Raw genomic sequence first — 25,824 nt, forward strand, 5'->3', positions numbered from 1 at the left:
CGTACAATCGGACGAGAACGCAAGCTCTCCAGCTTGAAGCAAGTGATGTATTTATTTGCCAGTATGGCCGAAGCCACCGGCTCCCCGCTCGGTGTCTGTCAGCTCTTCCACTTCCACCATCGTTACAGACGGAACAGCCTGGAAGACCATCTGGGCAATCCGCTCATTGCGGGCGATGGTAAAAGGCTCCTGCCCCAGATTGATGAGCAGCACCTTGATCTCACCCCGGTAATCGGCGTCGATCGTGCCCGGCGTGTTCAGGCAGGTGATGCCGTGCTTCAGCGCCAGTCCGCTGCGTGGACGAATCTGCGCCTCCAGACCGTCCGGCATGGCAAGCGCGATTCCCGTGGGAACCAGCGCCCGTGCGCCGGGCGCAAGCGTCAAATCGCCTTCGACAGCGGCGAACAGATCGTAGCCCGAGGCCTGCTCGGACATTTTGCGGGGCAGATTAACATTCTCATTGCCCGGAAGCTTGAGAATTTGTACGAAGTAAGACAAGATCATCTCTCCTAACATTGGCAATCACTTTATCGGAAGACCCGACCATCGCGGCCGCAAGCGGCGCGGCGAACATCCGGTCAAGCACCTGATTTACATCATCCAGCGTGACTTTTTGAATTCTGGCAATCACTTCGTCGAGCGTATCGTGCCGGCCAAGCATCAGCTCGTTTTTTCCAAGACGGTTCATCCGGCTGCTTGTACTCTCAAGGCTAAGGATTAGACCGCCCTTGAGCTGCTCCTTGCCTTTCCGGAGCTCCTCTTCGTCCATTCCCTTAACGGCCAGCTCATAGAGCATTTCCTTGGTTAGCTCCATAACGTCTTTGGTTTGCTTAGGAGCTGTTCCGGCATAGACGGTGAACAAACCGCTGTCCGCTTGCGCGCTGTGATAGGAATATACGGAGTAGGCCAGTCCTCGTTTTTCGCGGATTTCCTGGAACAGGCGGGAGCTCATCCCGCCGCCGACGGCGTTATTGATCAAGGCCATCGCATACTGCAGCGGATCATCATTCGCACAGCCGGGCAGAGACAGGCAGATGTGATTCTGCTCCGTTTTTTTGCGTCGGAACAATAAATCCCCATGAAAATCGGGTGGGCTCACCGGGCCTGTGTCTCCATGAACGGCGAACGATCCAAAATACCGTTCCAGCAAATCTCCCACGCTGTCGTCGAAATTCCCGGCTATACTGATCACCGTGTTTTCAACCGTATATTGTTTCTTCATATAGGCCCTGAGATCATCCGGGGTCATGGCTTCCAGCCGTTCCTTAAGCCCCAGAATGGAATAGGCGAGCGGGTGGCTGCCGTAGGCCGCCATCGACATCAGGTCATGCACGAGATCGTCCGGCGTATCTTCATACATCGATATTTCCTCGAGAATGACGTTCTTTTCTTTGGCCAATTCCTCCGCATCCATCTTCGAACGGAAAAACATATCGGCCAGCACATCGACCGCAATCGGCAGATGCTCATCCAGCACTTTGGCGTAATAACAGGTGTATTCTTTCGAGGTGAATGCATTGACATTCCCTCCGATGGAATCGAACCGCTCCGCGATCGCTTTTGCATCGTACCGGTCAGTACCCTTGAACAGCATATGTTCAATAAAATGGGAAATCCCGTTGTTTTCCGGCGTCTCGTTCCTGGAGCCAGTCTTGACCCAGATTCCGAAGGAAACAGACCGGCCTGTCGGGATTTTCTCCATGACTACCCGCAACCCGTTTGATAATACCATTTTCTCCACGTAAAAAGTCCTCCTGCCCATAGCCTTTCGTTTGCCTTCCGATTTAACTGGGCGACTTATATCCTATCAGAAACGGGAGCTTCACTCAACACTGCTTGGCAGCACGCGTTCCGGCGACAGCGTCTGGCTGACGGTTCCGAGTACCAGACCTTTAGCTTTGATGCCGCGGATCATTCCGCGCAGCGCTCTCGACGACGAGGACGTGGGGTGCATAAGCACGAGCGTGCCCGGTTCCGCCTTTGCGGTAATTTTGGCAACGACCGACTCTGGTGAAGGATTGCGCCAGTCGACCGTATCCACCGTCCACAGCACCGTCTTCAGCCCGAGCTCACGGGCGATCTTCACGGTCTCTTGGTCAAAATCTCCCGACGGCGGCGCAAACCAGCGGTTATCGACCCCAAGACTTGATTTCAGCAGCTTCTTGGTTTTGTCGATCTCCATCAACGCTCTGGCCCGGCTAAGTGTGCTCATATTCGGATGCGAATAGGCGTGGTTCTCGATCTCATGTCCGCGCTTTTGAATCTCCACCGCAAGCTCGCGGTTCTTGCTCAGCCAGCTGCCGTCCAGGAAAAATGTCGCCTTCACATGCTCCTCGTCCAAAATGTTCAGCATCGGCACAATAAATTCGTTCCCCCAAGCGACGTTGATCATGAGTGAGACCATCGGCTTGGCGGGATTGCCCCGGTAGATGGGCTGCGCTCCGAGATCGTCCAGCGAGACGGCAGGCGGGGTCTGTCTGTAAATATACTTGATCTCACTGCCAGCCGGGAGGAGCAGCGCTCCCTTGTAAGTCGCTTCCACGTCGACCTTAAGCCCGTTATAACCGGGAATCGCCTTCCATACCCGGTCTACTCTTGCGTCTACCGGCGGGCTGCTGATTTCGGCCGCTTTCGCTTCAATGACGCTTCTCAGCTCGCTATGCTGCTCTCCGATCGGCTTCAGAACGGCCATGCCTCCGGAGGTGCGCAGCTGCTGAAGCATATTTTTTACCGGCCCGGCGCTGCTGCCGATTCCGATCACTACAGCCATGCAGGCCAGCACGACCGCCGCTTTTTCCAGTCTCATCACGGCTTCCTCCTATGCGCTTCTCCTCATTCCTATTTACAGCGCTTTGTCCCAGCCTATGAGACAAGTCGCTGCAATATGCCTTCGGGCTCCTCAGGGAATGCGATGACCTTGGCACTTGGAGCAAGCGTATGAGAAAGAAAACCGCTCTAAGCAAGAAGAAACGGCTGCGCCATCCTCGCGGGAGGAGGGCATCCGTTTCTCGTAGAAATATAAGACCGAACGATAGGCGCGAGCTTATAAAGTCTTATATTTCAAAATAACTCCACATCTGTGGAGTTACAGCTCAAAAAAAGAGCCAGAATTCAAGCTTCTGCCTCTTTTCAAATTTGTATCCATAAGAATCGGTACGTGTCAGGATCTCGGCCTTTTACGCTTTGGCTTCCGCGGTCAAAACGGCCTTGCGCGACAGGTTAACGCGGCCCTGCTGGTCGATTTCGGTCACTTTAACGGTGATGGTATCACCGATGGCAACCACGTCTTCTACTTTGCCTACTCGGTCAGTCGACAGCTGCGAAATATGCACCAAACCATCCTTGCCCGGCAAAATTTCCACGAAAGCTCCGAATTTCTCAATCCGCTTGACGGTGCCGACATAAATTTCGCCGACTTCAACCTCGCGCACGATGCCTTCGATGATGGAACGCGCTTTCTTGATCATCTCTTCATTCGAAGAAGCGATGAATACGCGGCCGTCCTGCTCGATGTCGATCTTCACGCCGGTCTCTTCGATGATCTTGTTGATGATTTTGCCGCCTGCGCCGATAACATCGCGGATTTTGTCCGGATTGATCTGCATGATGATAATCTTCGGCGCATAAGGGGAAAGGCTCTCTCTCGGTTTGGAAATAGCCTCCATCATTTTGCTCAAAATAAACAGCCGGCCTTCTTTAGCCTGTTCAAGCGCTTCCTCCAGGATTTTGCGGTCGATGCCGTCGATCTTGATATCCATTTGAATGGCAGTTACGCCTTCAGCAGTACCGGCCACTTTGAAGTCCATATCGCCGAGATGGTCTTCCATGCCCTGAATGTCAGTCAGGATGGATACATGCTCGCCGTCTTTAATCAGACCCATTGCCACACCGGCAACCGGGGCTTTAATCGGAACGCCCGCATCCATCATCGCCAGGGTACTTGCGCAAATGCTCGCCTGGGAAGTCGAACCGTTCGATTCCAGCACCTCGGATACGAGGCGGATCGTGTACGGGAATTCAGTTTCGCTAGGAATTACCTTGGACAATGCGCGTTCACCAAGCGCTCCATGACCGATTTCACGGCGTCCCGGCGCTCTAAGCGGACGGGCTTCCCCTACGCTGAACGGCGGGAAGTTATAGTGGTGCATGAACCGTTTCGTTTCGGTCAAATCGATGCCGTCGAGAATCTGCACATCGCCGAGCGCGCCGAGCGTACATACGCTGAGAGCCTGCGTCTGGCCGCGTGTGAACAGTCCCGAGCCGTGCGTGCGCGGAAGCAGCGACGTATCGCAGTCAATCGGACGAATCTCGTTCAGCTTCCGGCCATCCGGACGAACCTTGTCGTGCGTAATCAGACGACGGACTTCTTCCTTGACGATATCGTGCAGCACTTCCTTCACGTCGCCAATCAGCTCCGGCGTTTCGATATATTTTTCCGTGAAGTGTTCCACCGTATCGTTATTGACTGCGTCGATCGCATCCTGGCGGGCATGCTTCTCGGCAATCTTAACCGCTTCAACCAGCCGCTCCTGCGCATAAGCGCGTACTTCGGTATTCACATCCACGTTAACGGCGTGCAGCTTCACGGTCATTTTTTCCTTGCCGGCAATCTGCACCAGTTCTTCAATCTTCGCTACAATGGCGCGGATCTCTTCATGCCCGAACATGATCGCTTCCAGCATAACTTCTTCCGGCACTTCATTCGCTTCCGCTTCCACCATCATGATGGCGTCTTTCGTACCGGCCACGACGAGATAGATGTCGCTCTCTTCCTGTTGGGCGATCGTCGGGTTAACGACAAACTGGCCATTAATTCGGCCGACAACGACACCGCCAATTGGACCGTTGAACGGCACATCGGAAATGCTCAGCGCCGCCGACGTTCCGATCATAGCTGCGATTTCTGGCGAGCAATCCTGATCGACGCTCATTACGAGGTTCAGCACCTGCACGTCATTACGGAAGCCTTCCGGGAACAGCGGACGAATCGGACGGTCGGTCAGACGGCTGGACAAAATCGCTTTTTCGCTCGGTCTGCCTTCGCGCTTTATGAAGCCTCCTGGAATTTTACCGACCGCGTACAAACGTTCCTCATAGTTTACGGTGAGCGGAAAAAAGTCCAAATCCTTCGGCTCGCTTGAAGCCGTCACCGTACAGAGCACCGACGTATCACCGTAGCGGACCATAACGGCTGCGTTCGCCTGCTTGGCGAGGCGGCCTGTTTCCAGCACCAGGGTTCTGCCCCCGAGCTGCATTTCTACATGTTTTGACATAAAGTCCCTCCTTGGATGGCAGCAGACCCGCTCAACCTTATTGCAGGTTCAATCTGATCTACTCAAAATAAAACGGCGTATCCTATGATGGGGCTATACGCGCGTTCTCTATGCAATACAAGATAACCCCACAAAGTGAAGACCTGGGATTTTGAGTTGGCTCAGGTTCTTTGCGGGGACCTCTATATCTTCAATTTAATGTGAATCAAGTACCGGCTTGGCCGTTCTCTTGGGAAAAAAAGCCGTCGGTTATATGTACAGGGTCCGGTTGGCTGCTAAATTTTTCCCTAATTTTCAAAAAGCAACCCAGCTGTCCCGTTGACGCTTCTTGGAAGCACATACGGTAAACAACCAGGCTGCTTTAAGGGTAAACTTATGAATTATTAACGACGCAATCCCAGTTTCTCGATCAAAGCACTGTAACGCTGCACGTCTTTGTTCTTCAAATACGCGAGCAGTTTACGGCGTTGACCTACCATCTTCAGCAATCCGCGGCGGGAATGATGATCCTTCTTGTGCGTACGCAAGTGGTCGGTCAGATTAACGATATTCTCCGTGAGGATAGCAATTTGCACCTCTGGAGATCCGGTATCGGATTCATGAGTTTTGTGCTCGTCGATCAGTTGTTGCTTGCGTTCTTGAGTCAATGCCATCCTGTTCACCTCCTTCATAATAATCGCCAGTGGCCTCGTCACCGTCGGTGACAATCGAATGACCAAGCCAAGGTTACGGCTGCCGGAAATCCAGCAACGTTAATCAGTATAGCACTATAAAAGGCAAAAGTAAACGTCGGCACCGGAAAGATCCGGTAAAGCTTCATTATAATCGATAAATGCGGATAAAGAGGGATCAAATCAAAGAGGTCAAGATTCCTGCAAAATCTTGTCGGCTGTCTTGGCATCCTCCCGAATTTGGGAAATCAGCGATTCCACGGAATCGAACCTGCGCTCCGGCCGGATAAAAGAGACCAGTTCCACTTTCAATTCTTCCCCGTATATATTGCCGGAAAAATCCAGCATATGAATCTCAAACGTCGGAGTGGTAACTCCTTCGTGAAAGGTCGGCTTCACGCCCACATTCATCACTCCGGGCAACGCCTTTCCGTTATGGAAAGCGCGAACGGCATACACGCCTCTCGCCGGTATGACATACCGGTCCTCCAGCTCCAGATTCGCGGTCGGAAACCCGATGGTGCGGCCGCGCTTCTCGCCGTGAACCACCGTTCCCCGCAAGTGATAGCGCCGGCCGAACCAAAAGTTCACCAGCTCAACTTCACCGTTCTGCAGGCTCTTTCGGATGCCGGAGCTGCTCACCTTGACGCCATTCAGCAGGAACGGCGGTACGGTCTCTACCCGCATGGTTCCATTGCCAAGCAGGCGCAGCATATCGGCGTCCCCTTCGCCCATATAGCCGAAGCGGAAGTCAAACCCGACGACGGCCGCTGAAATGTTCAAGGGCAGAAGCATGCGCTCCACAAAGTCCCGCGGGCTTACCCGAGAGAGTTCCTCATTGAATTCGATGACGAATAATACATCGACGCCAAGCCCGGCAAGCAGCTCGCGCTTGTCTCGGGGGGGAGTCAAATAGCCTTCATAATCCCCTTTCCCCATAACATCCTTTGGGTGGGGATAGAAAGTGATGACCGCTGCCGGCAAGCCTTCTTCGCGGGCCTTAGCCACAGCGGAGGAGATGACGCTGACATGCCCTCTGTGCAGGCCGTCGAATTGACCCAAGGCCGCAATCTGGGGCTGATCCCACTCGGCTGCAGTCTCCGGCTTCATCGGATAGGTTAACGTTACGGTTCTCACGCTGTATCTCACCTGCACTTCACTTAATTAAGAAAAACACCGATTGGTGCCCTTTGCAGGGTACCGTCGAAGAATTCTCTCATAATTTCCATTACACCTGGGCAAACACTTTAACAGGAGTGATCAAGCCGCCTTCTTCCCGCTCATAAATGCCGAGAAAACTTCCTTGCAGGTCATATAGACGAATTGGACTGTTAACCTGGACATCGGGCGAAACGAACCGGGTGGCCAGGCGCTGTCCCTGCAGGGCGGCCGCCTTTTTCTCATCCGCCACGGTATGGGCGGGAAAATGGCTGATGGCCTCGTCAGCCGGAATAAGGAATTCCTGAAGAGTCCCGTTCGCCTTACGCTCGCCGATTTCTTCAAACGACAGGCAGCGATCCGTCCGGATTCCCGCCGACATCGTGCGTTCAAGCTTGACCATTACTCCCGGCAGCGACAGCGCATGTCCGATGTCGACGCAGAGCGTGCGGATATATGTTCCTTTGGAGCAGAGGACACGGAAAATGATATCCGGAAACCGGCCGTTCCAGACCATACCCAACATCTCAATCTCGTAGATCTCAACCTCCCGGCTTTTACGCTCTACCGTTTTGCCCTCGCGGGCCAACTCGTATAGACGCTTGCCGCCAACCTTGACGGCGGAATACATTGGAGGCGTCTGTGAAATGATCCCTTTGAAAGATTCCAGCGTCCGCCTTACCTCTTCTTCGGTCACCCGTATTTCATCCGCCGTCTCCGTTACTGTCCCGGTCAGGTCTTCCGTGTCGCTGGACATGCCCAGACGGAGCGTAGCGATATATTCCTTGGGCAGTTCCTGAATATACTCGACAATGCGCGTGGCCCGGCCAAGGCAAAGCGGCAGAACGCCGGTTACCTGGGGATCCAGCGTGCCGGCATGTCCGATTCTTTTCATGCCGAGCAGGCGCCGCGCTTTGGCAACGACATCATGGGAGGTAAAGCCGGCTGGCTTGTACACCGCAAGAACACCTTCGAGCTCGCTCATAGTACCCGCTTGACCTCCTTAAGAACAAGCGATACCGCTTGGTCCAAAGGCAAATCCAGCTTGGCTCCGGCTGCGCGGGTATGCCCCCCGCCTCCGAAAATTTGGGCCAGGGCGGCTACATCCACTTTACCTGCAGAACGGAAACTGGCCTTTACCGCCTGGTCATGAATGACCTTGAACAGAATACCGACCTCAACGCCCTGAATATTCCGGGGATAATTAACGATCCCTTCCAAATCCTCGTTGGCAGCGCCGCAGTCAACCATATCCTGAGGCGTGATAGAGACCCAGGCGATGTCGCCTTCCGGCGTCAATTGGAGTCCCTCAAGGGCTCTGCTAAGGATTTTCAGCTGAGGCAGTGTCATTTCCTCCAGCAGCGTCTCTGCCAGCTCCGGTCCATTTACTCCAAGCGATAACAGTTCCGATGCAATCTCCATGACTTTGGGCGAAGTATTGGCATACCGGAAGCCGCCGGTATCGGTCAACAGGCCGGTATAAATGGCCGTTGCGATATCGGCGTCCCAATGGATGTCGAACTGCTTCAGGAGATCAAATAAAATCTCGGCCGTGGCCGCTGCGTCCGGCTTGATCAGTTGTACCGTGCCGTAGCCGTTGTTCGTCGGATGATGATCGATATTTACAATCAACGCGTTCGGATCAAAATACCGCTGCGTCTGGCCGACGCGCTGAAAATCGGCGCAGTCGACGCATATTACATGGCTGAATGTACGTTCTGGAGGGTTGACCGACATATCGGCTATCTCTTCGGCCTTCCACAGATATTTCATTCGGGTCGGAATCGGCCCTTCATTCAGCATCGTGTATTTCTTGCCCAGACATGAGAGAAGCCAGCCCACCGCTAGGGTCGAGCTGACTGCATCTCCGTCCGGCTGAATATGCGACACTACAAGATAATCGTCGTGGTCCAGCAGAAACTGTTGTGTCTGCCGGAGACTTTGTTCATAGCTCTGCATTCGCCGTCTCCTTGTGCTTATTCCTGACTTTCGTCCTGCTTGCCGATTTCGCCAAGCAGCTTCTCAATCCGGCTGCCATAGGCGACGGATTCGTCAAACTTGAAGATCAGTTCCGGCGTATGCCGAAGACGGATCGCCTTGCCAAGCTCCGAACGGAGAAAGCCGTTGGCTTTCTCGATCGCCTTAAGCGAGGCGTTCTTCTGCTCGTCATCACCGAAGACGCTGAGGTATACCTTGGCCTGTGAAAGGTCATTGGTAACATCGACCCCGGTGACCGTAACGAACCCGACCCGAGGGTCTTTCAGCTCGCCCTGAATCAGACGGCTGAGTTCTTTCTTGATCTGTTCGCCTACGCGTCCGGCTCTAATTTTAGACATATTCATTCACCTCTTTGGGTCAGCGCTCCACGGATTCCATGATAAACGCTTCGATGATGTCGCCTTCCTTGAGATCATTGTAGTTCTCCAAAGTAATACCGCACTCATACCCTTGCGCTACTTCCTTGGCGTCGTCTTTAAAGCGTTTCAGGGAGTCGATCTTGCCTTCGAACACGACGATGCCGTCGCGGATCAGGCGGGTCTGCGCATTGCGCGCAATCTTGCCGTCAGTGACCATACAGCCGGCGACCGCACCCACTTTGCTGATCTTGAACACGCTGCGAACTTCGGCGTGGCCAATAACGTTCTCCTTGAATACCGGATCGAGCATTCCCTTCATGGCCTGTTCGATCTCTTCGATCACGTTGTAGATGATGTTATGCAGACGCACATCGACCTTCTCCTGCTCGGCGGCAGCCTTCGTCTGTGCATCCGGACGTACGTTAAAGCCGATGACAATCGCATTGGAAGCTGCTGCCAGCGTGATGTCGGATTCCGTGATTGCGCCGGCACCGCTGTGGATGATCTTAACGCGCACACCTTCCACTTCAATCTTGGACAGGGAGCCTTTCAACGCTTCAACTGAACCTTGAACGTCAGCCTTGATAATCACGTTGAGGTCCTTGATCTCGCCTTCTTTGATGTGCTTGAACAGATCGTCCAGCGTTACGCGGGTGTTCGTGTTCAGCTCAGATTGGCGCTGGGTAACCGCCCGCTTCTCGGCGATTTGCCGCGCTTTCCGTTCGTCCTCGAACACTATGAACGGATCGCCCGCTTGCGGAACTTCCGTCAAACCGGTGATCTCGATCGGCGTGGACGGTCCGGCTTCCTTCAGACGGCGTCCCTTGTCGTTCACCATAACCCGTACGCGTCCGAAGCAGTTGCCCGCCACGAAGGCGTCTCCCACCTTCAGCGTTCCGTTCTGAACGAGAATGCGTGCTACCGGTCCGCGGCTCTTGTCCAGCTCGGCTTCGATTACGGTACCGCGCGCCCGTTTATCCGGGTTCGCCTTGTATTCGTTAACTTCCGCGACAAGCAGAATCATCTCAAGCAGATCTTCGAGACCGATGCGCTGTTTAGCCGAAACATTGACGAAAATGGTATCGCCGCCCCACTCTTCGGGGACGAGCTCATAATTGGTCAGCTCCTGCTTCACTCTGTCCGGGTCTGCGCCCGGCTTGTCGATCTTGTTGACGGCCACGATGATCGGCAGACCTGCTGCCTTCGCATGATTAATGGCCTCAACCGTCTGCGGCATGACGCCGTCGTCCGCCGCTACAACGATAATCGTAATATCGGTAACCTGAGCTCCACGGGCACGCATGGCCGTAAACGCTTCGTGGCCCGGGGTATCGAGGAACGTAATCTTCTTTTGGTTGATTTCAACCTGGTAAGCGCCGATATGCTGCGTGATGCCGCCTGCTTCGCCGCCGGTTACGTTCGTGGAACGAATGGCATCAAGCAGCGTCGTCTTACCGTGGTCGACGTGACCCATGATGGTCACGACAGGAGGACGCGCCCGCAGATCTTCCGGAGCGTCATTCTCTTCGACGGTTTCGAAACGGTCTTCCTCGACCGGAATCTTCACTTCAACTTCAACGCCGAATTCACCGGCAAGCAGTTGGATGGTTTCGATATCCAGCTCCTGGTTGATCGTAGCCATAACGCCCATCAGAATCAGCTTCTTAATGACTTCCGAAGCGTCTTTATGAAGCAGCTTTGCCGTTTCTCCGACGGTCATGTTGCCGCGGACGATAATTTTCTTCGGCGTATTGTCGATCTTCTCGCGACGCTCAACCGGCTGCTGGTTTCTGCCACCGCGCTGGTTCTTGCCGCCGCGTCCGTTGTTACGGAAATTGCCGCCTTTTCCATCCTCGAACCGTTTGTTGTTTCCGCCCTGACGATTCTTGGAATTCCGGTCTCCGCGGAAGGAATCCCCGCTGCCTTGTCCTTGTGGACGCGGCGTACCGCCTTGGCTTTGCGGACGAGGCGCTCCACCTTGGCTTTGCGGACGGTTTCCGCCGCCGAATCCGCCTTGACGCTGGCCTCCACCGCCTTGTCCTTGCGGACGGGAATCACCTGGACGGGACGGACCGCCTTGGCCCTGTGGACGGGAAGCTCCGCCTTGGCCTTGTGGACGGGAATCACCCTGACGAGGTGCTCCTCCCTGACCTTGCGGACGGGATTCGCCTGGACGAGCTCCGCCTTGGCCCTGCGGACGTCCTCCTTGACGCTGCGCTCCGCCTTGGCCCTGAGGACGCTGCTGCACAGAGCCGGATTGATTTCTGCGGGAATCCTGCCCGCTTTGTGGTCTTGACGACATTGTCGATGAGTTGTTGTTTGGTTTGTTCATACCTACCTGCTTTTCCGTTTGATTTTTATTTGAGCTTTGCGCCTCGATCGTTGCCGTTGCGGTCTGGTTCGGGCGGCTTCCGCCCCCGCTTTCCCGTTTGGCCGCGGCATTTGACTTGATATCCTTAAAGAACTGTTCCACCTTCGATACGGCGTCATTTTCCATAACGCTCATATGATTATTCACCGGAACATTCAGACGTTTCAGAATCGTGATAATCTCTTTGCTGCTCATGTTAAGCGATTTGGCGTATTCGTAAACCCGCAGTTTATCTTTGCTGTCTTGTTTAGTCAATAATACCACCTCCGACATTATCCCCCAGTTGCTTGGAGATCATTTCTGCGAATCCCTTGTCCGTAACGGCAAGAACGACGCGACTATCTTTGCCAATGGAAGCGCCCAGGATGTCACGGTTGAATTCGACTACGAGCGGGATATTGTAAGTTCCGCATTTGTCGCGGAATTTCTTCTGCGTATTGTCCGAAGCGTCCCCCGCCAAAAGAACCAGCTTCGCCTCTGCTGAACGGACCGCTTTCAGCACAATTTCTTCGCCGGTCACCACTTTGCCCGCACGCATGGCCAGGCCCAGATTTGAAAGGGCCTTATTCATCGTCCGAAGCTTCCTTTGCCGCCAGGAACTGCTCTTCGACGGATATGAAGTCCCTGGCGAGCTGCTCGTAAATTTCCTGGCTCACCGGTACCTTCAGCGCCCGGTCCAGGGCCTTGGTCTTCTGAGCCAGCTTGAAGCATTCCAGCTTTCCGCAAATGTACGCTCCGCGTCCCGACTTCTTCCCGGTAAGATCGATCACGACCTCGCCCGCGGGCGTTCTTACAATACGGATAAGCTCTTTCTTGGGCATCATTTCCTGACTGGCGACGCATTTGCGCAGCGGCACTTTTTTCTGTTTCATCGTTAGCCGACCGCCCCTCGTTATTAATCTATGGAGACGGAATCCTGATGCATTTCGTCGCTGGACGTTTTAGGTCTGCCGAATTCCTGCTCCGCCTGGCTTTCGCTCTTGATATCGATCTTCCATCCGGTCAGCTTCGCCGCCAGGCGGGCGTTCTGCCCTTTGATGCCGATGGCCAGCGATAACTGATAGTCGGGAACGATGACACGCGCCATTTTTTCCGCTTCGAACACTTGAACCTCAATCACCTTGGAAGGACTGAGCGCATTGGCCACATACTCTTCCACTGATTCGGAATAACGTACGATGTCGATTTTCTCGCCGCGCAGCTCAGTGACGATTGTCTGCACGCGCATGCCTCTCGGGCCTACGCAGGAACCGACGGGGTCAACTTCCGGATTGCGGGAATATACCGCGATTTTGGAACGGAAGCCCGCTTCCCGGGCAACGGAACGGATCTCGACGACGCCGTCGAAAATTTCCGGCACCTCAAGCTCGAACAGCCGTTTGAGCAGGCCTGGATGGCTGCGGGAGAGCAAAATTTGCGGCCCCTTGGTTGTATTTTCCACCTTGGTAATGTAGGCTTTGATGCGCTCGCCATGCTTGAATTTTTCACCCGGCATCAGCTCGTTAAGCGGAAGCACAGCCTCGATTTTTCCCAGGTCGATGTACACGTTGCGAAGGTCCTGCCGCTGCACGATCCCGGTAACGATATCTTCTTCCTTGTCGATAAACGCGTTGTATATGAGCCCCCGCTCAGCTTCCCGAATACGCTGGGTAACAACCTGCTTGGCCGTCTGGGCGGCAATACGTCCGAAATCTCTGGGTGTAACTTCAAGCTCGGCGACATCGTCCAGTTGAAAATGCGGGTTAATCTCCCGTGCCGCAGGCAGCGAAATCTCTGTGCGCGAATCGAGCACTTCTTCCACGATCAGCTTGCGGGCGAACACCTTGATTACTCCCGTGCTGCGGTTCATGTCGACCCGAACATTTTGCGCCGCATTGAAATTTCGTTTATAGCTGGAGATCAGCGCCGCCTCGATGGCCTCGAACAGCACATCCTTGCTGATGCCTTTCTCTCTCTCCAGTTCATTCATAGCTTCAATAAAATCCATACTCATGAAAAATCCGGTCCCCCTTTCAAAAACTTAAAAAATAATGGCCAACCTCGCGCTGGCTACTTTGGCATATGGAACGACATGCTGCTTTTTACCGACGGCGATGAGCATTTCCCCGTTCTCAAATGAGACCAACCGGCCTTCGAATTCCTTCAGCCCGTCAATCGGCTCGTAAGTCGTGACGAATACGTCCTTGCCGACCGCTTTGGCTACCTCTTCGGCTTTTTTGAGCGGCCGTTCCGCTCCCGGAGAAGACACCTCCAAAAAATAGGCGCCGGGAATCGGATCGTTCTCATCCAGCTTGGCGCTTAAGAACTCACTGACATTGCCGCAATCATCGATGTCGATTCCGCCTTCTTTGTCAACGAATACTCGCAAAAAGAAATTGGAGCCTTCCTTCACGTATTCCACGTCAACCAGTTCGAATCCATTGTTGTCCAGGTAGGGTTTCAGCATCTCTTCTACCGTACCTTTAATTTTGGATGTGCTCAAATAAAACTAACCTCCACGAACTTGTCTTTTTGCTGTATACCAAAGATAAAGAGTGGGTTTCCCCACTCTTTACACAACGGACTTATCTCATTATTACCAAAAAAAATTATACCATAGCATGGGAATACTGACAAGTGCGGGCACTTGACTGCCTTGAGGCCGCTTTAGAACGGCGATAACGGCAAGGCATTCTTTTTACGGTACTCATCGGGAGTAAGGCCATATTTCGCTTTAAACACACGGTGAAAATATTTTTCATCCTTAAATCCGACTTTCCCGGCAATTTCATATACCTTCATGTCACTGTCCCCTAGCAGCTGTACCGCCTTCTCCAGCCGGACCTCCGACAAATATTTCGTAAAGGAAACTCCAAGATGGCTTTTGAAAATCATACTTAAGTAGTTGGGGCTGAAATACAATAGGCTCGCCGCATGCTCAAGCGAGATATCCCCGGTATAATGTTCTTCTATATAATTGACGCACTTTTCAATGACCTCGGCATGTTTCCTTCCGCGGCTGCTATGCATCATCTTCATGAACCCTCTCAGGATTTCCAGAAACTGCTCCTGGCACTCCTTGAAGCTGGCACAGTCAGTAAGGCTGCCCTCGGATTCCCGCAAAACCGACGTGTAGGCCTCATCACTGACAAATCCCTTGATCACCGGAGCGATATGCAGCACTAGCTGAATGATGGATTTAAGCCATTGCTCCCGATAGGGCAGCCCGTTCTCCAGAAACCGGCGGAACAAGTCATCCGTTTGCTTGAGCAGTAAATCAGCTTTGTCCGTTCTGATGTATTCTTTGAACAGGTCCTCATCCTTATGGAAGTCGTAATGCAAGGGAGCAATCCTGCCTGAAACGGCGCCATGAGTAACGACCCGGTCCCCGCCCAAAAAATAGCGGGAGTCGGCTGCGTCCAACGCTTCTTTGTAGCAGACGGAGGCTTCGCGGAAGAGATCGGCGCTCACATTGCTTACGCCTATGGCAAACGACAGCTGATATTTGCCTGACAGCCGCTGCCCGTATTCCTCCAGAGCCGCGAGCACGGCCCCGGTGATGACCTCGTCAGGACGCTTCGCCGTCATAACCGAAATCATGGTCAGTTTGAGATTCGAAGCAAAAAAGGACACGACCCGGTTCGCGGAACTCAGCATGCTCGCGAGCATTCCCGGCATGGCCCCCCGGATATCATCCAGCCCTTCAGGGTACAGTTCGCCGGGAGTATTGTCCTCAATACGCGTTATGATGACCGCTCCGCTGGGCTCCAGCGAATACTGCTGCTCAAGCTCCTCAAATTTAGCGGCGGAAACGCCGTTCTGTATCCATTCTCCCAGCAAATGTCCGTAGTACGCATTCATGCTAATGTGATACTGCTCCCTGCTGATCTCTTCGGGCGAGATTCTTTTTTCTTCTTCTATACTTTCCCTTAACTTTTCTAACAGTAATCCGATGCTCTCCTCCTTCACCGGCTTGAGCACATAATCGAATGCGCCTAATCGAAGAGCCCGCTGGGCATATTCAAAATAACGGTAGCTGCTCAAAATGATGATTCGGGTAGTAGTAGAAAGCTTCTTCATATGCTCAATGAAATCGAAGCCGTCCATGATTGGCATTTTGATATCCGTAATAATGACATCAAAAGCACCAGTTTGGACAATATCCAGCGCGGTCTTTCCGTTGCTGGCCTCGACAACCTCGCATCCAGGGAGGTATTCCCGGATCATTTTGCCGAGCACCCTTCTCTGAATCGCTTCATCATCGACAACCATAATTCTGTTCATGGCCGCGTTCACCTACTGTATGGAATTTAGTTTTAGCCCAGGGAAGATCAGATCGGGAGTTATACATTACTATTGTAGCACGGCTTGCCCTCCATTGCGGCTCTTACCGGTCAACCTTTGATTCCAGCACTGGTAATTCCTTGTACATAATATTTTTGCAGCAGCAGGAACAGTGCAATGATTGGAACGGTCGTGAAGGTCAGCGTCGCCATAATTTGCCCGTAAAAAATCGGAGGCAGCGTGAAGAAGGTCTGAATGCCAAGCTGGATATTGCGCAGCGATTCGCCCGTCGTCACTAGGATCGGCCACATGAAATCTCCCCAATGCGTGATAAAGTCAAGGATGAACACGGTTGCAAATACCGGCCCCGAGAGCGGAACCACGATCGATGCAAAGGTCTTCAGCGGACCCGATCCGTCGATGGAGGCGGATTCCAATATTTCATTCGGAATGTCCATAAAAAACTGGCGGAACATAAAAATGCTAAAGCAGTTCGCAATAAACGGAACGATGAGGGCGAACCAGGTATTGACCCAATGCAGTGCGTTAACCACCAGGTACAACGGCATCAGAATGCTCTCGAACGGAACGATCATCAAAGCGATAATGCATGCAAGCATGAATTCACTGCCCCTGAACCGCAGCTTGGCCAGCGCATAACCGCAAATCGAATTTACGCCAAGGCCGCTAATGCAAATGACAGATACGTAAAAAAGGCTGTTGAACAGATACTTCATCATGGGAATCCGCTCAAACGCCATTCTGTAATTGTCCAAGGTGATATGCAGCGGCAGCAAGGATTTCAGCGAGCTCAGATCGGCAAAAATCTGGTTCTCCGGCTTGAGCGAGGAAACCACCATCCACAGCAGCGGGATAATGAACAGCAGCGACATGATGATGTTAAGAACGTACAGCAGCACCTTAGTCCGGGTATTTCTCATGTCCTCATCCCCCCTCCGTTATTTATCTCTGAGTAATTTTTTCATCGAAAATGAGATCAAGACGACAATCAGGAAGAAGATGACGGAAATGGCGGAAGCGTATCCCGCATTTCGGAACTGGAAGCCTTGCTGGTAGATCAGCAGAGCCAGCGTTCGGGTCGAGTTCTCCGGACCCCCGTTTGTCATAATATAGGGCTGGACGAACAGCTTCACAGCCTGAATCGTTGTTATCGTCAGCACAAAGACCGTCACATTGTACAGGCTCGGGATGGTAATGTAGCGGAGCTGCTGAAGCTTGTTCGCCCCGTCGATCGAGGAGGCTTCGTATAAATCTTTGGAGATGCCCTGAAGACCAGCCAGAAAAATCATCATTTGGTAGCCGGCGGCCTGCCATACCGACATGAAGATAATCGAATTCATCGCCTGTGAGGAGCTGCGCAGGAAAGGCTGGTTCGAAATACCGAAGAAATGAAGCGCCGAGTTAATCAAGCCCTCATTCGGGTTATAGAGAGAAATCCAGAGAATCGCGATAACGGTCATGGAGGTGACGACCGGACTGAAGTAGGCAATGCGGAACAAGTTCCGCAGCTTGAGGCTGTTGTTGACGAGCAGAGCCAGCATCAAAGCTACAGCCGATTGAACCGGCACGACGATCACCGTGAAATACAAAGTGTTCCAGAGCGATTTATAAAACAAGCCGTCGGTAAAGAGAAGCTTGTAATTGTCCAAGCCGGTAAAATGAATTTTATCCGGACGCAGCAGATTGAACTTCGTAAATCCGAAGGCCACGGCAAGGAGAAAAGGCAGCACCAGAAAAAAGATCAGCAGCAGAACCGCCGGAGTGACAAATGAATAGCCCACCAGAGTTTCCCGTCTTCTCTGCCGGTTAAAGGTTGATAGTTGCTCGCGCTTGTGCGCATTGATTGCCGTTTGCATGTTCCATTCTTCCTTTCGCTCAGCTGATAAAAAGCTTGCGGCAAAGACGCTGCTTAGGCGCCCTTGCCGAGGATCAAATTTCACTGCCTGCTATTCGGCAAAATTACGCTTGTATTCTTCATCATAAGTGGACGCCACGTTGTCCAGGGACTTCTTGACATCCGCACCGACCATAATATCTGTCAACGCCTCGGCAAATTTCTGCGTCAGCACCGGATACGCCGGAGTAACCGGTCTGGCATGCGACACGCCTGTAACCTGCTCCTTGATAATGCGAAGCGGAAGCTCGTCATATTCCGTCAAGCTCTCAAACGCCGATTTGCGGCTGGCCGGCATGCTGATCGCCTGCGCCAATTGGGTCGAGCTGTCTTTGTTCGTAAGCCATTTTACGACCTCCGCCGCTTCCTTCGGATGCTTCGAGTCGGCTGATACCCCTACTGCCCAGCTGCCGGAAGGAGCAGTTTGAGTACCTCCCGGTTTTTTAGGGAAATAAGTGATGCCCCAATCCAGATCCGGATAGTTTTTGAAACCAGGAATGTTCCATGGACCTCCAAGCTTGGTAGCCGCTTTTCCTTCCTCAAACTCGGTCGGCTTCGGATCAATATTGAACAGCTTCTCATTCGCCAGCTTTTGCAGGAACTTGGCCGCCTCTACACCCTGCGGGCTGTTAACAAATCCTTCGGCTGTAGTCCCTTCCTTATTGACAATGTCCGTGCCGCCGGAAATCCATAGCTGCTCGAAAGCGTAGGTCATCCATTCCCCTTTATCGTTGATCATGTTCGTTCCGAACACGCCGTCCTTGGACGTTTTCTTCATCACGTCGTACCAGTCGTCCCAGGTCCAGGCATTTTCGATTTTGTCCGGAGGCGTTATTCCGTGCTCGGCCATAATCTTTTTGTTATAAAAAAGGACGACGGAGGACTCGTTCAAGCCCGGCGCATAAAATTTGCCCTGGTACGAGCCTTGCTGAAGGATCGAAGGGACGAAATCGTCCAGATCCTCCTTGGAGAAATATTCGTCAAGCGGGATAATAATCTCTGAGGCCGCATAGTTGGCGATGTTAGGTCCGTCCATGGCTAGTACATCCGGCAGGGTGTGGGAAGCGACGGCGGCATTGATTTTATCTTCATAGGCAAAAGAGTTGCCTCGGGTTATGACCTCCATCTTGACTTGGATCTTCCCTTTATTGGCCTGATTAAACTCTTCTATCCGCTTCACGTACACATTGTCCTCGACCTCGCTGGCCTGCGGACGCCAGATGGTGAGCTCAACCACCGAGCCTTCTCCCTGTCCGCCGCTGCTTGAATTGGCGTTTTGGATCCCGCCGCTGGAGCATCCTGCAAGTAATGATACGGCCAAGAGTGATAGTAGAATCCCCTTTTTCATATGACACCGTCCTATCAAATGAAGTTTTTGATTACGCTTTCATAATAAAAGGAAATACATGCTCCTCCTACTCTAAAAATAGGCGAATGGTGGACTTTTCTACTGAAAGCATTTGTGACGTGATGAAAACAAACAAAATCCGGCTTGGGACACTACTCCGAGTGCCTCGAGCCGGACTCTGCCATATCCAGAGGAAGCCGTAATATGACCGTCGTCCCCACATTTAACTCCGAGCGAATGTCCACGCCAAAGGCCGGACCATACAGCAGCTTGATTCGATGGTTGACATTCTGGATTCCGATGGAAGCCGCAGCGCCCGAATCCTCACGGATTTCCAGCACACGGGCTATCGTCTCGGAGGACATCCCTTTCCCGTTGTCGGTCACGGTAAATGTTCTGCCGGTATCGTCAATCTGCCCCGTCACATGAATCTGTCCCCCCTGCTCCATATCCTCAAGCGCGTGAATCAGGGCGTTCTCAATAAACGGCTGCAGAAAAAACTTGGGCACCCAGTGGCCTTCCTGCTTCGGGTCCATTTCATAAGTCACCGCGAATTTACCCTCAAAACGGCGGCTCATGATAAACACGTAATTCTTCAGATAGTTCAGATCCTCGGAGAAAATAACCTTCCCCGGCCTTTTGGCCGTATATTCCAGCATTTCCGACAACTCAACCAGCATTTTGCTGATCAGAGACTGCTTATTTTCAATCGCCAGGTAGTTGATGATATTCAGGGTATTATATAAAAAATGCGGATTGAACTGGAAATTGAGAGCTTTAAGCTCTGCCTCCAATTCTTTCATCTTTGCTTTGTAGTTTTCTTCAATCAGCGTGTAGATGCTTTCATTCATCTGGTTGAACTTGTGAATGATAATGTTAAGCTCCTTGGTTCCCGCCGATTCGATATAGGTATTAAAGTGGCCGTCTCCGCTCCGGTTGATGCCCCGCAGCAGCTTGATGAGCGGCATGGTAATTCGGCCGGACAGCAGCGCCGCGATCGCCACCGAGATCAGGGTGATAATCATCATAGAGTACAGCGAGTATACGAGCATATCGGGCAGTGTCCGCTTCAAATTTTTATACGGAATAAACACCGCCGTCAGCCAGCCCGTAGTCTTCATGGTGTCGAAGCAGACGACCAGCTTCTGCCCGCCAAGTGTGATGTACTCCGTACCGCTCTTCTTGCTGATGGCGCTGGCAATCCACTCCCGGCTAATCTCGGCCGAATCACCGGCCAGCTTCGAGCTGGACAGGACAACCCCTTCCGGAGTGAACATATGGTAATAGGAGCCTTCTACGTTCAGGCTTTCCTCAAGTGCATGCCTAAACATAGATTCCTGAAAGTTCACAACCAAGATCGGCCTCTCCACGCTCTTCTTCATCTGGATCAGAATGTTGTTACGGACCATCGCAAAATTCATTAACCGTGTCCCCGTGAAGACATATTGGTCTCTCTCCGACGGGACGGTTGAAAAAAACTGCTCCAGCAAATTATAGGTGGGTATCCAGGTTATGCTGCTGTAAGATCCGGTCCCTATCTTATAAATGCTGGAGAGAGAGTAATCCTTCTTCGGAATCCAAAAGGAAGGCGTTTCTCCAAAGGTGTACTCCCGGGTCACCAGATTAACCGAAAACATATCCTCCGAGCTTGGAAAATATTTTTGCAATATCCGCGTTATTTTGCGGTCCGAGTCATCGGTGATGTCCCTTTGCCGTAAGTTTTCCGTATTGAAAAATTGAAACAGATCCTCGTCCAGATGCATGTTAATGGCGCTCTGCTCTACCCTGGCCAGGTTGCTGTCGAGCGATTGATTGCCCATCCGCACAAGCCCCAGCGAAGTTTCACTGGCATTCTTCAGAATGACATCGGAGCTTTTGAAGGTATATCCTACAGCCATGACGGTCAGCGACAAGACGGTTACCGCGATAAAAGAAAGCGTCAGCTTGGTCCGCAGGCTCATGTGAAACAGAAATGCTCGGACTCTCCGCACAGGCACCGACCTCCGAAATGATCTCACTTTCCGGCAGCGGAACATCTCAAGTCTTTAGAACAACGATAGCTGATTGCTCTCCGGAAGGCCCCGGAAGCAGCCGAGTCCGGTAAGCAGCTCGACGATCGTCTTGCTCGCCTTGGATTTCTGCTGGAAATCCTCGATGGACAGAAACTCTCCGCCGTCTTTGGCCGCCGCGATGTTCTTCGCTGCATTCTCGCCAATGCCCGCCATTGCGGAGAACGGCGGAATCAGACTGTCTCCATCGACGGTAAATCTGGTGGCGTCGGAGCGGTACAGATCAATGCTCTTGAACGTGAAGCCTCTGGCCGTCATTTCGAGTGCCATTTCGAGAATCGGCAGCATTGCTTTTTCCTTCGGCAGCGCCTGAAAACCCTTGGCCTCGATCTCAATGATCTGCTTCAGGATGGCGTCGTAGCCCTGGCAGCACAGCTCAATGTCAAAGTCTTCCGCACGGACCGAGAAATACGTCGCATAGTAATGGATGGGATGATACAGCTTGAAGTAGGCGGTCCGCACGGCGGAGATAACGTATGCCGCGGCGTGTGCCTTCGGGAACATGTACTGGATCTTGAGACAGGAATCGATATACCAGGCCGGGACCTTGCATTTCTTCATTTCCTCAATCCATTCCGGGCTCAGACCCTTGCCTTTCCGCACGCTTTCGGTGATCTTGAACGCAAGTCCGGCGTCCATACCGGCTTTGTAAATCAGATACAGCATAATATCGTCACGGCAGCCGATTACCGTCTTGATATTGCATGTATTATTCTTGATGAGTTCCTGGGCGTTGCCGAGCCATACCCCCGTTCCGTGGGACAGCCCTGAAATCTGCAGCAAGTCGGCAAAGCTTGTCGGCTTCGATTCGATCAGCATTTGGCGCACGAACTTCGTTCCCATTTCCGGAACCCCATAAGTGGCGACCGGCGTCCGGATCTGCTCCGGCGTTACCCCAAGCGATTCAGTGGAATTGAACATGCTCATGACCTTCGGATCGTTCATTGGAATCGTCGTTGGATCAACTCCAGTCAAATCCTGCAGCATCCGCATCATCGTCGGATCGTCATGACCCAGAATATCGAGCTTGAGAAGGTTCGCGTCAAAGGCGTGATAGTCAAAGTGAGTCGTCTTCCACTCCGAATTGACGTCATCGGCCGGAAACTGCACCGGCGTAATGTCTTCCACCTCGATGTAATCCGGCACGACGACGATGCCGCCGGGATGCTGACCCGTGTTCCGCTTGACGCCTGTACATCCTGCCGCCAGGCGGCCAAGCTCGGCACCGCGCCAGCGTTTGTGGTGATCTTCTTCGTACTTCTTGGCGAAGCCGAAGGCCGTCTTCTCCGCGACGGTACCGATGGTGCCCGCCCGGAAGACGCTTTTTTCACCGAACAGCACCTTCGTATAATTATGCGCATGCGGCTGGTATTCCCCGGAAAAGTTAAGATCGATATCGGGAACCTTGTCGCCCTTGAAGCCGAGGAACGTCTCAAACGGAATATCCTGCCCTTCACCCTTCAGCATCTCGCCGCAATTCGGACAAGTCTTGTCTGGCAGGTCAAATCCGCTCGGCACGCTGCCGTCAAGGAACCACTCGCTGTGGCGGCACTCCGAATTGCGGCAAATGTAATGCGCCGGGAGCGGGTTAACCTCGGAAATGCCGAGGAAGGTTGCAACGACTGAGGAGCCGACCGAACCCCGGGAGCCGACGAGGTACCCGTCCTGGTTCGATTTTTTAACCAACCGCTCGGAAATCAGGTAGTTGGCGGAGAAGCCGTACTTGATGATTGGCTCCAGTTCTTTTTCAAGGCGGGCCACAACCACCTCAGGCAAATCCTCTCCATAAATGGACCTTGCCGTCCGGTAGCAGGTTTCACGGATTTCCTCGTCCGCCCCGTCGATAATCGGCGTGAACAGCTTGTCCGGGAACAGCTCAAGCGGCTCAAAACGTTCCGCCAGCTCCACCGTATTGGTCACAACGACCTCCATCGCTTTTTCCTCGCCCAGAAAATCAAATTCCTGCAGCATCTCCTCCGTCGTCCGGAAATGAGCGTCCGGCTTGCGCTGATCCTTCAGCGGACTGAAGCCCGTAATGCCGTGGATCGTAATATCGCGAAATAGCTTGTCCCGGGGTTCCAGATAATGCACGTTGCCTGTCGCGATGACCGGCTTATTCAGCTTCTCCCCGATTTCGCAGATTCGCCGCACGACGCCGCGCAGCTCTTCAGGGCTGGCCACGAAGCCTTTGTCGACTAAATGCATGTACATCGTCAGCGGCTGGATTTCCAGCACATCGTAGAACTGGGCGACTTCTATCGCTTCCTCATCCGTTTTGTTCAGCACCGTTTCGAAGAATTCGCCCCGCTCGCAGCCCGAGATGACAAGCAATCCGTCCCTCAGCTCCTCCAGCTTTGACTTCGGAATGCAGGGCACACGCATGAAATGGTCGGTGTGAGACATGGAAATGAGCTTGTATAGATTCTTTTTCCCGGTCATGTTCAGCGCGTAAATGCAGCAGTGGAACGGACGGGTGTTGGACAGATTCTTGCCGACCTCGTCGTTCAGACGGTCCAGCATCGTCAGCCCCTTCAGCTTCTCGGCATCCGCCAGAAGTCCGTTCAGAATTCCGCCCAGCGCCACGGTATCGTCAACCGCACGGTGATGGCTTTCCAGTAAGACTTTATATTTGTCGGCCAGCGTGTTGAGCCGGTGATTCTTCATGCCCGGATGCAGCAGCCGTGCCAGTTCCAGCGTATCTAGCGAAGGATTGGGAAGTGGCGGCAGCCCCAGCTTGACAAGCGAAGCCTGGATAAATCCCATATCAAACCGGGCATTATGCGCCACAAGCACGGAATCCTGGACAAACTTCACGAAATCATGCAGCACAGGCTCCAGATCAGGCGCATCCTTCACCATTTCGTCCGTGATGTTGGTCAGCTGCTGGATATGGTAAGGGATTTTTTCATGCGGGTTGACAAAAGTGGAGTACCGGTCGATTTCCTGCCCGCCATGCATTTTAACGGCTGCAAGTTCGGTAATATTATTCCGGGTAATGGACAGGCCGGTGGTCTCGATGTCAAATACGACATACGTCGCGGTCTTAAGCTCCAGCGGCTGCGGATTCTCCACGACATTCACCGCATCGTTCACCACATTCGCTTCCACGCCGTAGAGCATTTTGATGCCGTTCTTCTTCGCCGCCTTGGCCGCATCGGGATAGCATTGCACCCCGCCATGGTCGGTAACGGCAATCGCCGGATGTCCCCACTTGGCCGCGGTCTTGATATAATCGCCGACCGGTGTAACCGCGTCCATCGTGCTCATAGTGCTGTGAAGATGAAACTCCACCCGCTTCTGCGGCGCATTATCCTTGCGAGCCGGCGGAGCCGACACCTCGGACAGATCCGATGGAATCATCATCAGTTCCGGGGTCTGCATGAAACGGTCGTACTCCACGCGTCCGCGCGCTTTTACCCATTTACCGTTCGCGAGCTGGCCCATCACTTTCAGATCGTCCTTCGTCTTGGCAAACATCTTCATTTGGAGCGAATCCGTAAAGTCGGTCAGACTGAACGTGAACAGCGTGCTTCCGTTGCGCAGCTCCTTGCTATCAAGGCCGAAGATCGTACCTTGAATCGTAATCTTCTTCTCTTCATCCTGGATCTCCACAATCGGCACGGGCTGATCCTTGATGTCATAGCCGACCTGAAGCGGAACCGTTTCTTCTCCACCGTTATCATCAGAGACTGATTCGGACTCAATAGCCGTCATCATCTGCTCGATAATTTCCCGCTGCTCCTGCTGGAGCTTCTGCTGGAATTCCTCGAAAGCCTCCGCATGGTTTACTTTTTCCGCAATCTGCACTTTAACGCGCAGGGGAATACCGAAATACGTATCGTAAAAACGGGTGATCGCCCCATCGATGCCTTTTTTTCGGGCCAAATCCAGTGACATCTGATCGCTCATGTTCAGCAGCAGCGTGTCGCCCTGAAGCTCTTGCCCCGAACGCGTCAGCCAGCCGTTGACGGAAGGAATCTCCCGGTGGACCCATTCCAGAAACAGTCCCCAATACTCATGAAAAATATCGCTTCGGCTAACCGAATCCTCATACAGGAACAAAAAGCTGACCTTGGCGATATGCTGCAGCCGCTCCCGCATTCTCAGGCAGAACGTCCGGTACGCCTGTGCCGGAACCAGACTCTGCTTCGCAACGACAATCCGCCAGTCGCGGTTGCCGCGGCTGATCTCCACCCGGTCAATATATCCGTCCAAAAAATAGGGATCGATCAAAGCCGGCGGAATCTCCCCCTGCTTCATCAGCAGCTCGAACCGTTTTCTTTTCTCCTCGCTGAATGCCATGCTTCTCCCCACCTTTGTATTCCCCGATAAAGCGAGGTCTTTGCTGTCATTTGATCGCTCTGCCTCTTTCAAACAAACAAGCTTCCGGGAAGCGGAA

General features: G+C 52.9%; 20 protein-coding genes. All 20 read right to left on the bottom strand.

The annotated features are described in order from the left end of the window. Positions 1-51: 51 nt before the first annotated feature. The 20 genes from dut to PSAB_RS14645 all read right to left on the bottom strand — a co-directional run bounded on the left by dut (position 52) and on the right by PSAB_RS14645 (position 25,727). The gene (gene dut / locus PSAB_RS14550; protein ID WP_038595914.1) at positions 52-504 is read right to left on the bottom strand and encodes a dUTP diphosphatase; all 453 of its coding nucleotides are present in this window, start codon (positions 502-504) and stop codon (positions 52-54) included. After that, positions 458-1,741: a M16 family metallopeptidase gene (locus PSAB_RS14555; protein WP_025335316.1), complete on the bottom strand. Its 1,284-nt coding sequence runs from the start codon at positions 1,739-1,741 to the stop codon at positions 458-460. Before PSAB_RS14555 ends, dut begins: the two co-directional genes overlap by 47 nt. A gap of 81 nt (positions 1,742-1,822) precedes the next feature. Next, positions 1,823-2,806 (bottom strand): polysaccharide deacetylase family protein, encoded by a 984-nt coding sequence (locus tag PSAB_RS14560; RefSeq protein ID WP_038595917.1) that lies wholly within the window; start codon positions 2,804-2,806, stop codon positions 1,823-1,825. A gap of 370 nt (positions 2,807-3,176) precedes the next feature. After that, a complete protein-coding gene (pnp, locus tag PSAB_RS14565) occupies positions 3,177-5,273 on the bottom strand; it encodes a polyribonucleotide nucleotidyltransferase (protein ID WP_038595920.1) in 2,097 nt (698 codons plus the stop codon). A gap of 383 nt (positions 5,274-5,656) precedes the next feature. Continuing rightward, positions 5,657-5,926 (bottom strand): 30S ribosomal protein S15, encoded by a 270-nt coding sequence (gene rpsO / locus PSAB_RS14570; RefSeq protein WP_025335318.1) that lies wholly within the window; start codon positions 5,924-5,926, stop codon positions 5,657-5,659. Positions 5,927-6,136: 210 nt separating this feature from the next. Continuing rightward, positions 6,137-7,081 carry a bifunctional riboflavin kinase/FAD synthetase gene (locus PSAB_RS14575; protein ID WP_025335319.1) on the bottom strand — a complete coding sequence of 315 codons (945 nt, stop codon included), beginning with the start codon at positions 7,079-7,081 and terminating at the stop codon, positions 6,137-6,139. A 91-nt stretch (positions 7,082-7,172) separates the two neighbouring features. After that, on the bottom strand, positions 7,173-8,087 hold the full coding sequence (gene truB, locus PSAB_RS14580; RefSeq protein WP_025335320.1) for a tRNA pseudouridine(55) synthase TruB: 915 nt from the start codon (positions 8,085-8,087) through the stop codon (positions 7,173-7,175). Beyond that, on the bottom strand, positions 8,084-9,061 hold the full coding sequence (locus tag PSAB_RS14585; protein ID WP_025335321.1) for a DHH family phosphoesterase: 978 nt from the start codon (positions 9,059-9,061) through the stop codon (positions 8,084-8,086). The genes truB and PSAB_RS14585 overlap by 4 nt, the downstream gene beginning before the upstream one ends. Before the next feature lie 17 nt (positions 9,062-9,078). Beyond that, positions 9,079-9,438, bottom strand: a complete 360-nt coding sequence (gene rbfA, locus PSAB_RS14590; RefSeq protein ID WP_025335322.1) for a 30S ribosome-binding factor RbfA — start codon at positions 9,436-9,438, stop codon at positions 9,079-9,081. A gap of 19 nt (positions 9,439-9,457) precedes the next feature. After that, positions 9,458-12,085 (bottom strand): translation initiation factor IF-2, encoded by a 2,628-nt coding sequence (gene infB, locus PSAB_RS14595; RefSeq protein WP_025335323.1) that lies wholly within the window; start codon positions 12,083-12,085, stop codon positions 9,458-9,460. After that, the gene (locus PSAB_RS14600) at positions 12,078-12,401 is read right to left on the bottom strand and encodes a YlxQ family RNA-binding protein (RefSeq protein WP_025335324.1); all 324 of its coding nucleotides are present in this window, start codon (positions 12,399-12,401) and stop codon (positions 12,078-12,080) included. Before PSAB_RS14600 ends, infB begins: the two co-directional genes overlap by 8 nt. Next, positions 12,394-12,702 (bottom strand): RNase P modulator RnpM, encoded by a 309-nt coding sequence (rnpM, locus tag PSAB_RS14605; RefSeq protein WP_025335325.1) that lies wholly within the window; start codon positions 12,700-12,702, stop codon positions 12,394-12,396. The genes PSAB_RS14600 and rnpM overlap by 8 nt, the downstream gene beginning before the upstream one ends. Positions 12,703-12,725: 23 nt before the next feature. Beyond that, positions 12,726-13,823 carry a transcription termination factor NusA gene (nusA, locus tag PSAB_RS14610; protein WP_025335326.1) on the bottom strand — a complete coding sequence of 366 codons (1,098 nt, stop codon included), beginning with the start codon at positions 13,821-13,823 and terminating at the stop codon, positions 12,726-12,728. Positions 13,824-13,850: 27 nt separating this feature from the next. Further along, positions 13,851-14,312, bottom strand: coding sequence for a ribosome maturation factor RimP (gene rimP, locus PSAB_RS14615; RefSeq protein ID WP_025335327.1), 462 nt, complete (start codon positions 14,310-14,312; stop codon positions 13,851-13,853). Positions 14,313-14,476: 164 nt separating this feature from the next. Continuing rightward, a complete protein-coding gene (locus PSAB_RS14620; RefSeq protein ID WP_025335328.1) occupies positions 14,477-16,093 on the bottom strand; it encodes a response regulator transcription factor in 1,617 nt (538 codons plus the stop codon). A gap of 110 nt (positions 16,094-16,203) precedes the next feature. Further along, entirely contained in the window at positions 16,204-17,034 is an 831-nt protein-coding gene (locus PSAB_RS14625; protein WP_025335329.1) for a carbohydrate ABC transporter permease, read from the bottom strand. Between the two features lie 18 nt (positions 17,035-17,052). After that, positions 17,053-17,970, bottom strand: a complete 918-nt coding sequence (locus PSAB_RS14630) for a carbohydrate ABC transporter permease (RefSeq protein WP_025335330.1) — start codon at positions 17,968-17,970, stop codon at positions 17,053-17,055. 90 nt (positions 17,971-18,060) lie between these two features. Further along, positions 18,061-19,356: an ABC transporter substrate-binding protein gene (locus tag PSAB_RS14635; protein ID WP_025335331.1), complete on the bottom strand. Its 1,296-nt coding sequence runs from the start codon at positions 19,354-19,356 to the stop codon at positions 18,061-18,063. A gap of 152 nt (positions 19,357-19,508) precedes the next feature. Further along, entirely contained in the window at positions 19,509-21,347 is a 1,839-nt protein-coding gene (locus PSAB_RS14640) for a sensor histidine kinase (protein ID WP_025335332.1), read from the bottom strand. 54 nt (positions 21,348-21,401) lie between these two features. Beyond that, positions 21,402-25,727: a PolC-type DNA polymerase III gene (locus PSAB_RS14645; protein ID WP_025335333.1), complete on the bottom strand. Its 4,326-nt coding sequence runs from the start codon at positions 25,725-25,727 to the stop codon at positions 21,402-21,404. Between the last annotated feature and the right edge of the window lie 97 nt (positions 25,728-25,824).

The sequence above is a fragment of the Paenibacillus sabinae T27 genome (assembly GCF_000612505.1).
Classification (GTDB): Bacteria; Bacillota; Bacilli; order Paenibacillales; family Paenibacillaceae; genus Paenibacillus_AQ; species Paenibacillus_AQ sabinae.

What these genes read in the sequence shown, in the direction of transcription:
- PSAB_RS14585 (WP_025335321.1), bottom strand. Translation starts at nt 9,061, where the DNA reads ATGCAGAGCTATGAACAAAGTCTCCGGCAGACACAACAGTTTCTGCTG.
- truB (WP_025335320.1), bottom strand. Translation starts at nt 8,087, where the DNA reads ATGAGCGAGCTCGAAGGTGTTCTTGCGGTGTACAAGCCAGCCGGCTTT.
- PSAB_RS14625 (WP_025335329.1), bottom strand. Translation starts at nt 17,034, where the DNA reads ATGAGAAATACCCGGACTAAGGTGCTGCTGTACGTTCTTAACATCATC.
- PSAB_RS14560 (WP_038595917.1), bottom strand. Translation starts at nt 2,806, where the DNA reads ATGAGACTGGAAAAAGCGGCGGTCGTGCTGGCCTGCATGGCTGTAGTG.
- rbfA (WP_025335322.1), bottom strand. Translation starts at nt 9,438, where the DNA reads ATGTCTAAAATTAGAGCCGGACGCGTAGGCGAACAGATCAAGAAAGAA.
- rpsO (WP_025335318.1), bottom strand. Translation starts at nt 5,926, where the DNA reads ATGGCATTGACTCAAGAACGCAAGCAACAACTGATCGACGAGCACAAA.
- rnpM (WP_025335325.1), bottom strand. Translation starts at nt 12,702, where the DNA reads ATGAAACAGAAAAAAGTGCCGCTGCGCAAATGCGTCGCCAGTCAGGAA.
- PSAB_RS14630 (WP_025335330.1), bottom strand. Translation starts at nt 17,970, where the DNA reads ATGCAAACGGCAATCAATGCGCACAAGCGCGAGCAACTATCAACCTTT.
- pnp (WP_038595920.1), bottom strand. Translation starts at nt 5,273, where the DNA reads ATGTCAAAACATGTAGAAATGCAGCTCGGGGGCAGAACCCTGGTGCTG.
- PSAB_RS14645 (WP_025335333.1), bottom strand. Translation starts at nt 25,727, where the DNA reads ATGGCATTCAGCGAGGAGAAAAGAAAACGGTTCGAGCTGCTGATGAAG.
- PSAB_RS14600 (WP_025335324.1), bottom strand. Translation starts at nt 12,401, where the DNA reads ATGAATAAGGCCCTTTCAAATCTGGGCCTGGCCATGCGTGCGGGCAAA.
- PSAB_RS14620 (WP_025335328.1), bottom strand. Translation starts at nt 16,093, where the DNA reads ATGAACAGAATTATGGTTGTCGATGATGAAGCGATTCAGAGAAGGGTG.
- dut (WP_038595914.1), bottom strand. Translation starts at nt 504, where the DNA reads ATGATCTTGTCTTACTTCGTACAAATTCTCAAGCTTCCGGGCAATGAG.
- nusA (WP_025335326.1), bottom strand. Translation starts at nt 13,823, where the DNA reads ATGAGTATGGATTTTATTGAAGCTATGAATGAACTGGAGAGAGAGAAA.
- PSAB_RS14635 (WP_025335331.1), bottom strand. Translation starts at nt 19,356, where the DNA reads ATGAAAAAGGGGATTCTACTATCACTCTTGGCCGTATCATTACTTGCA.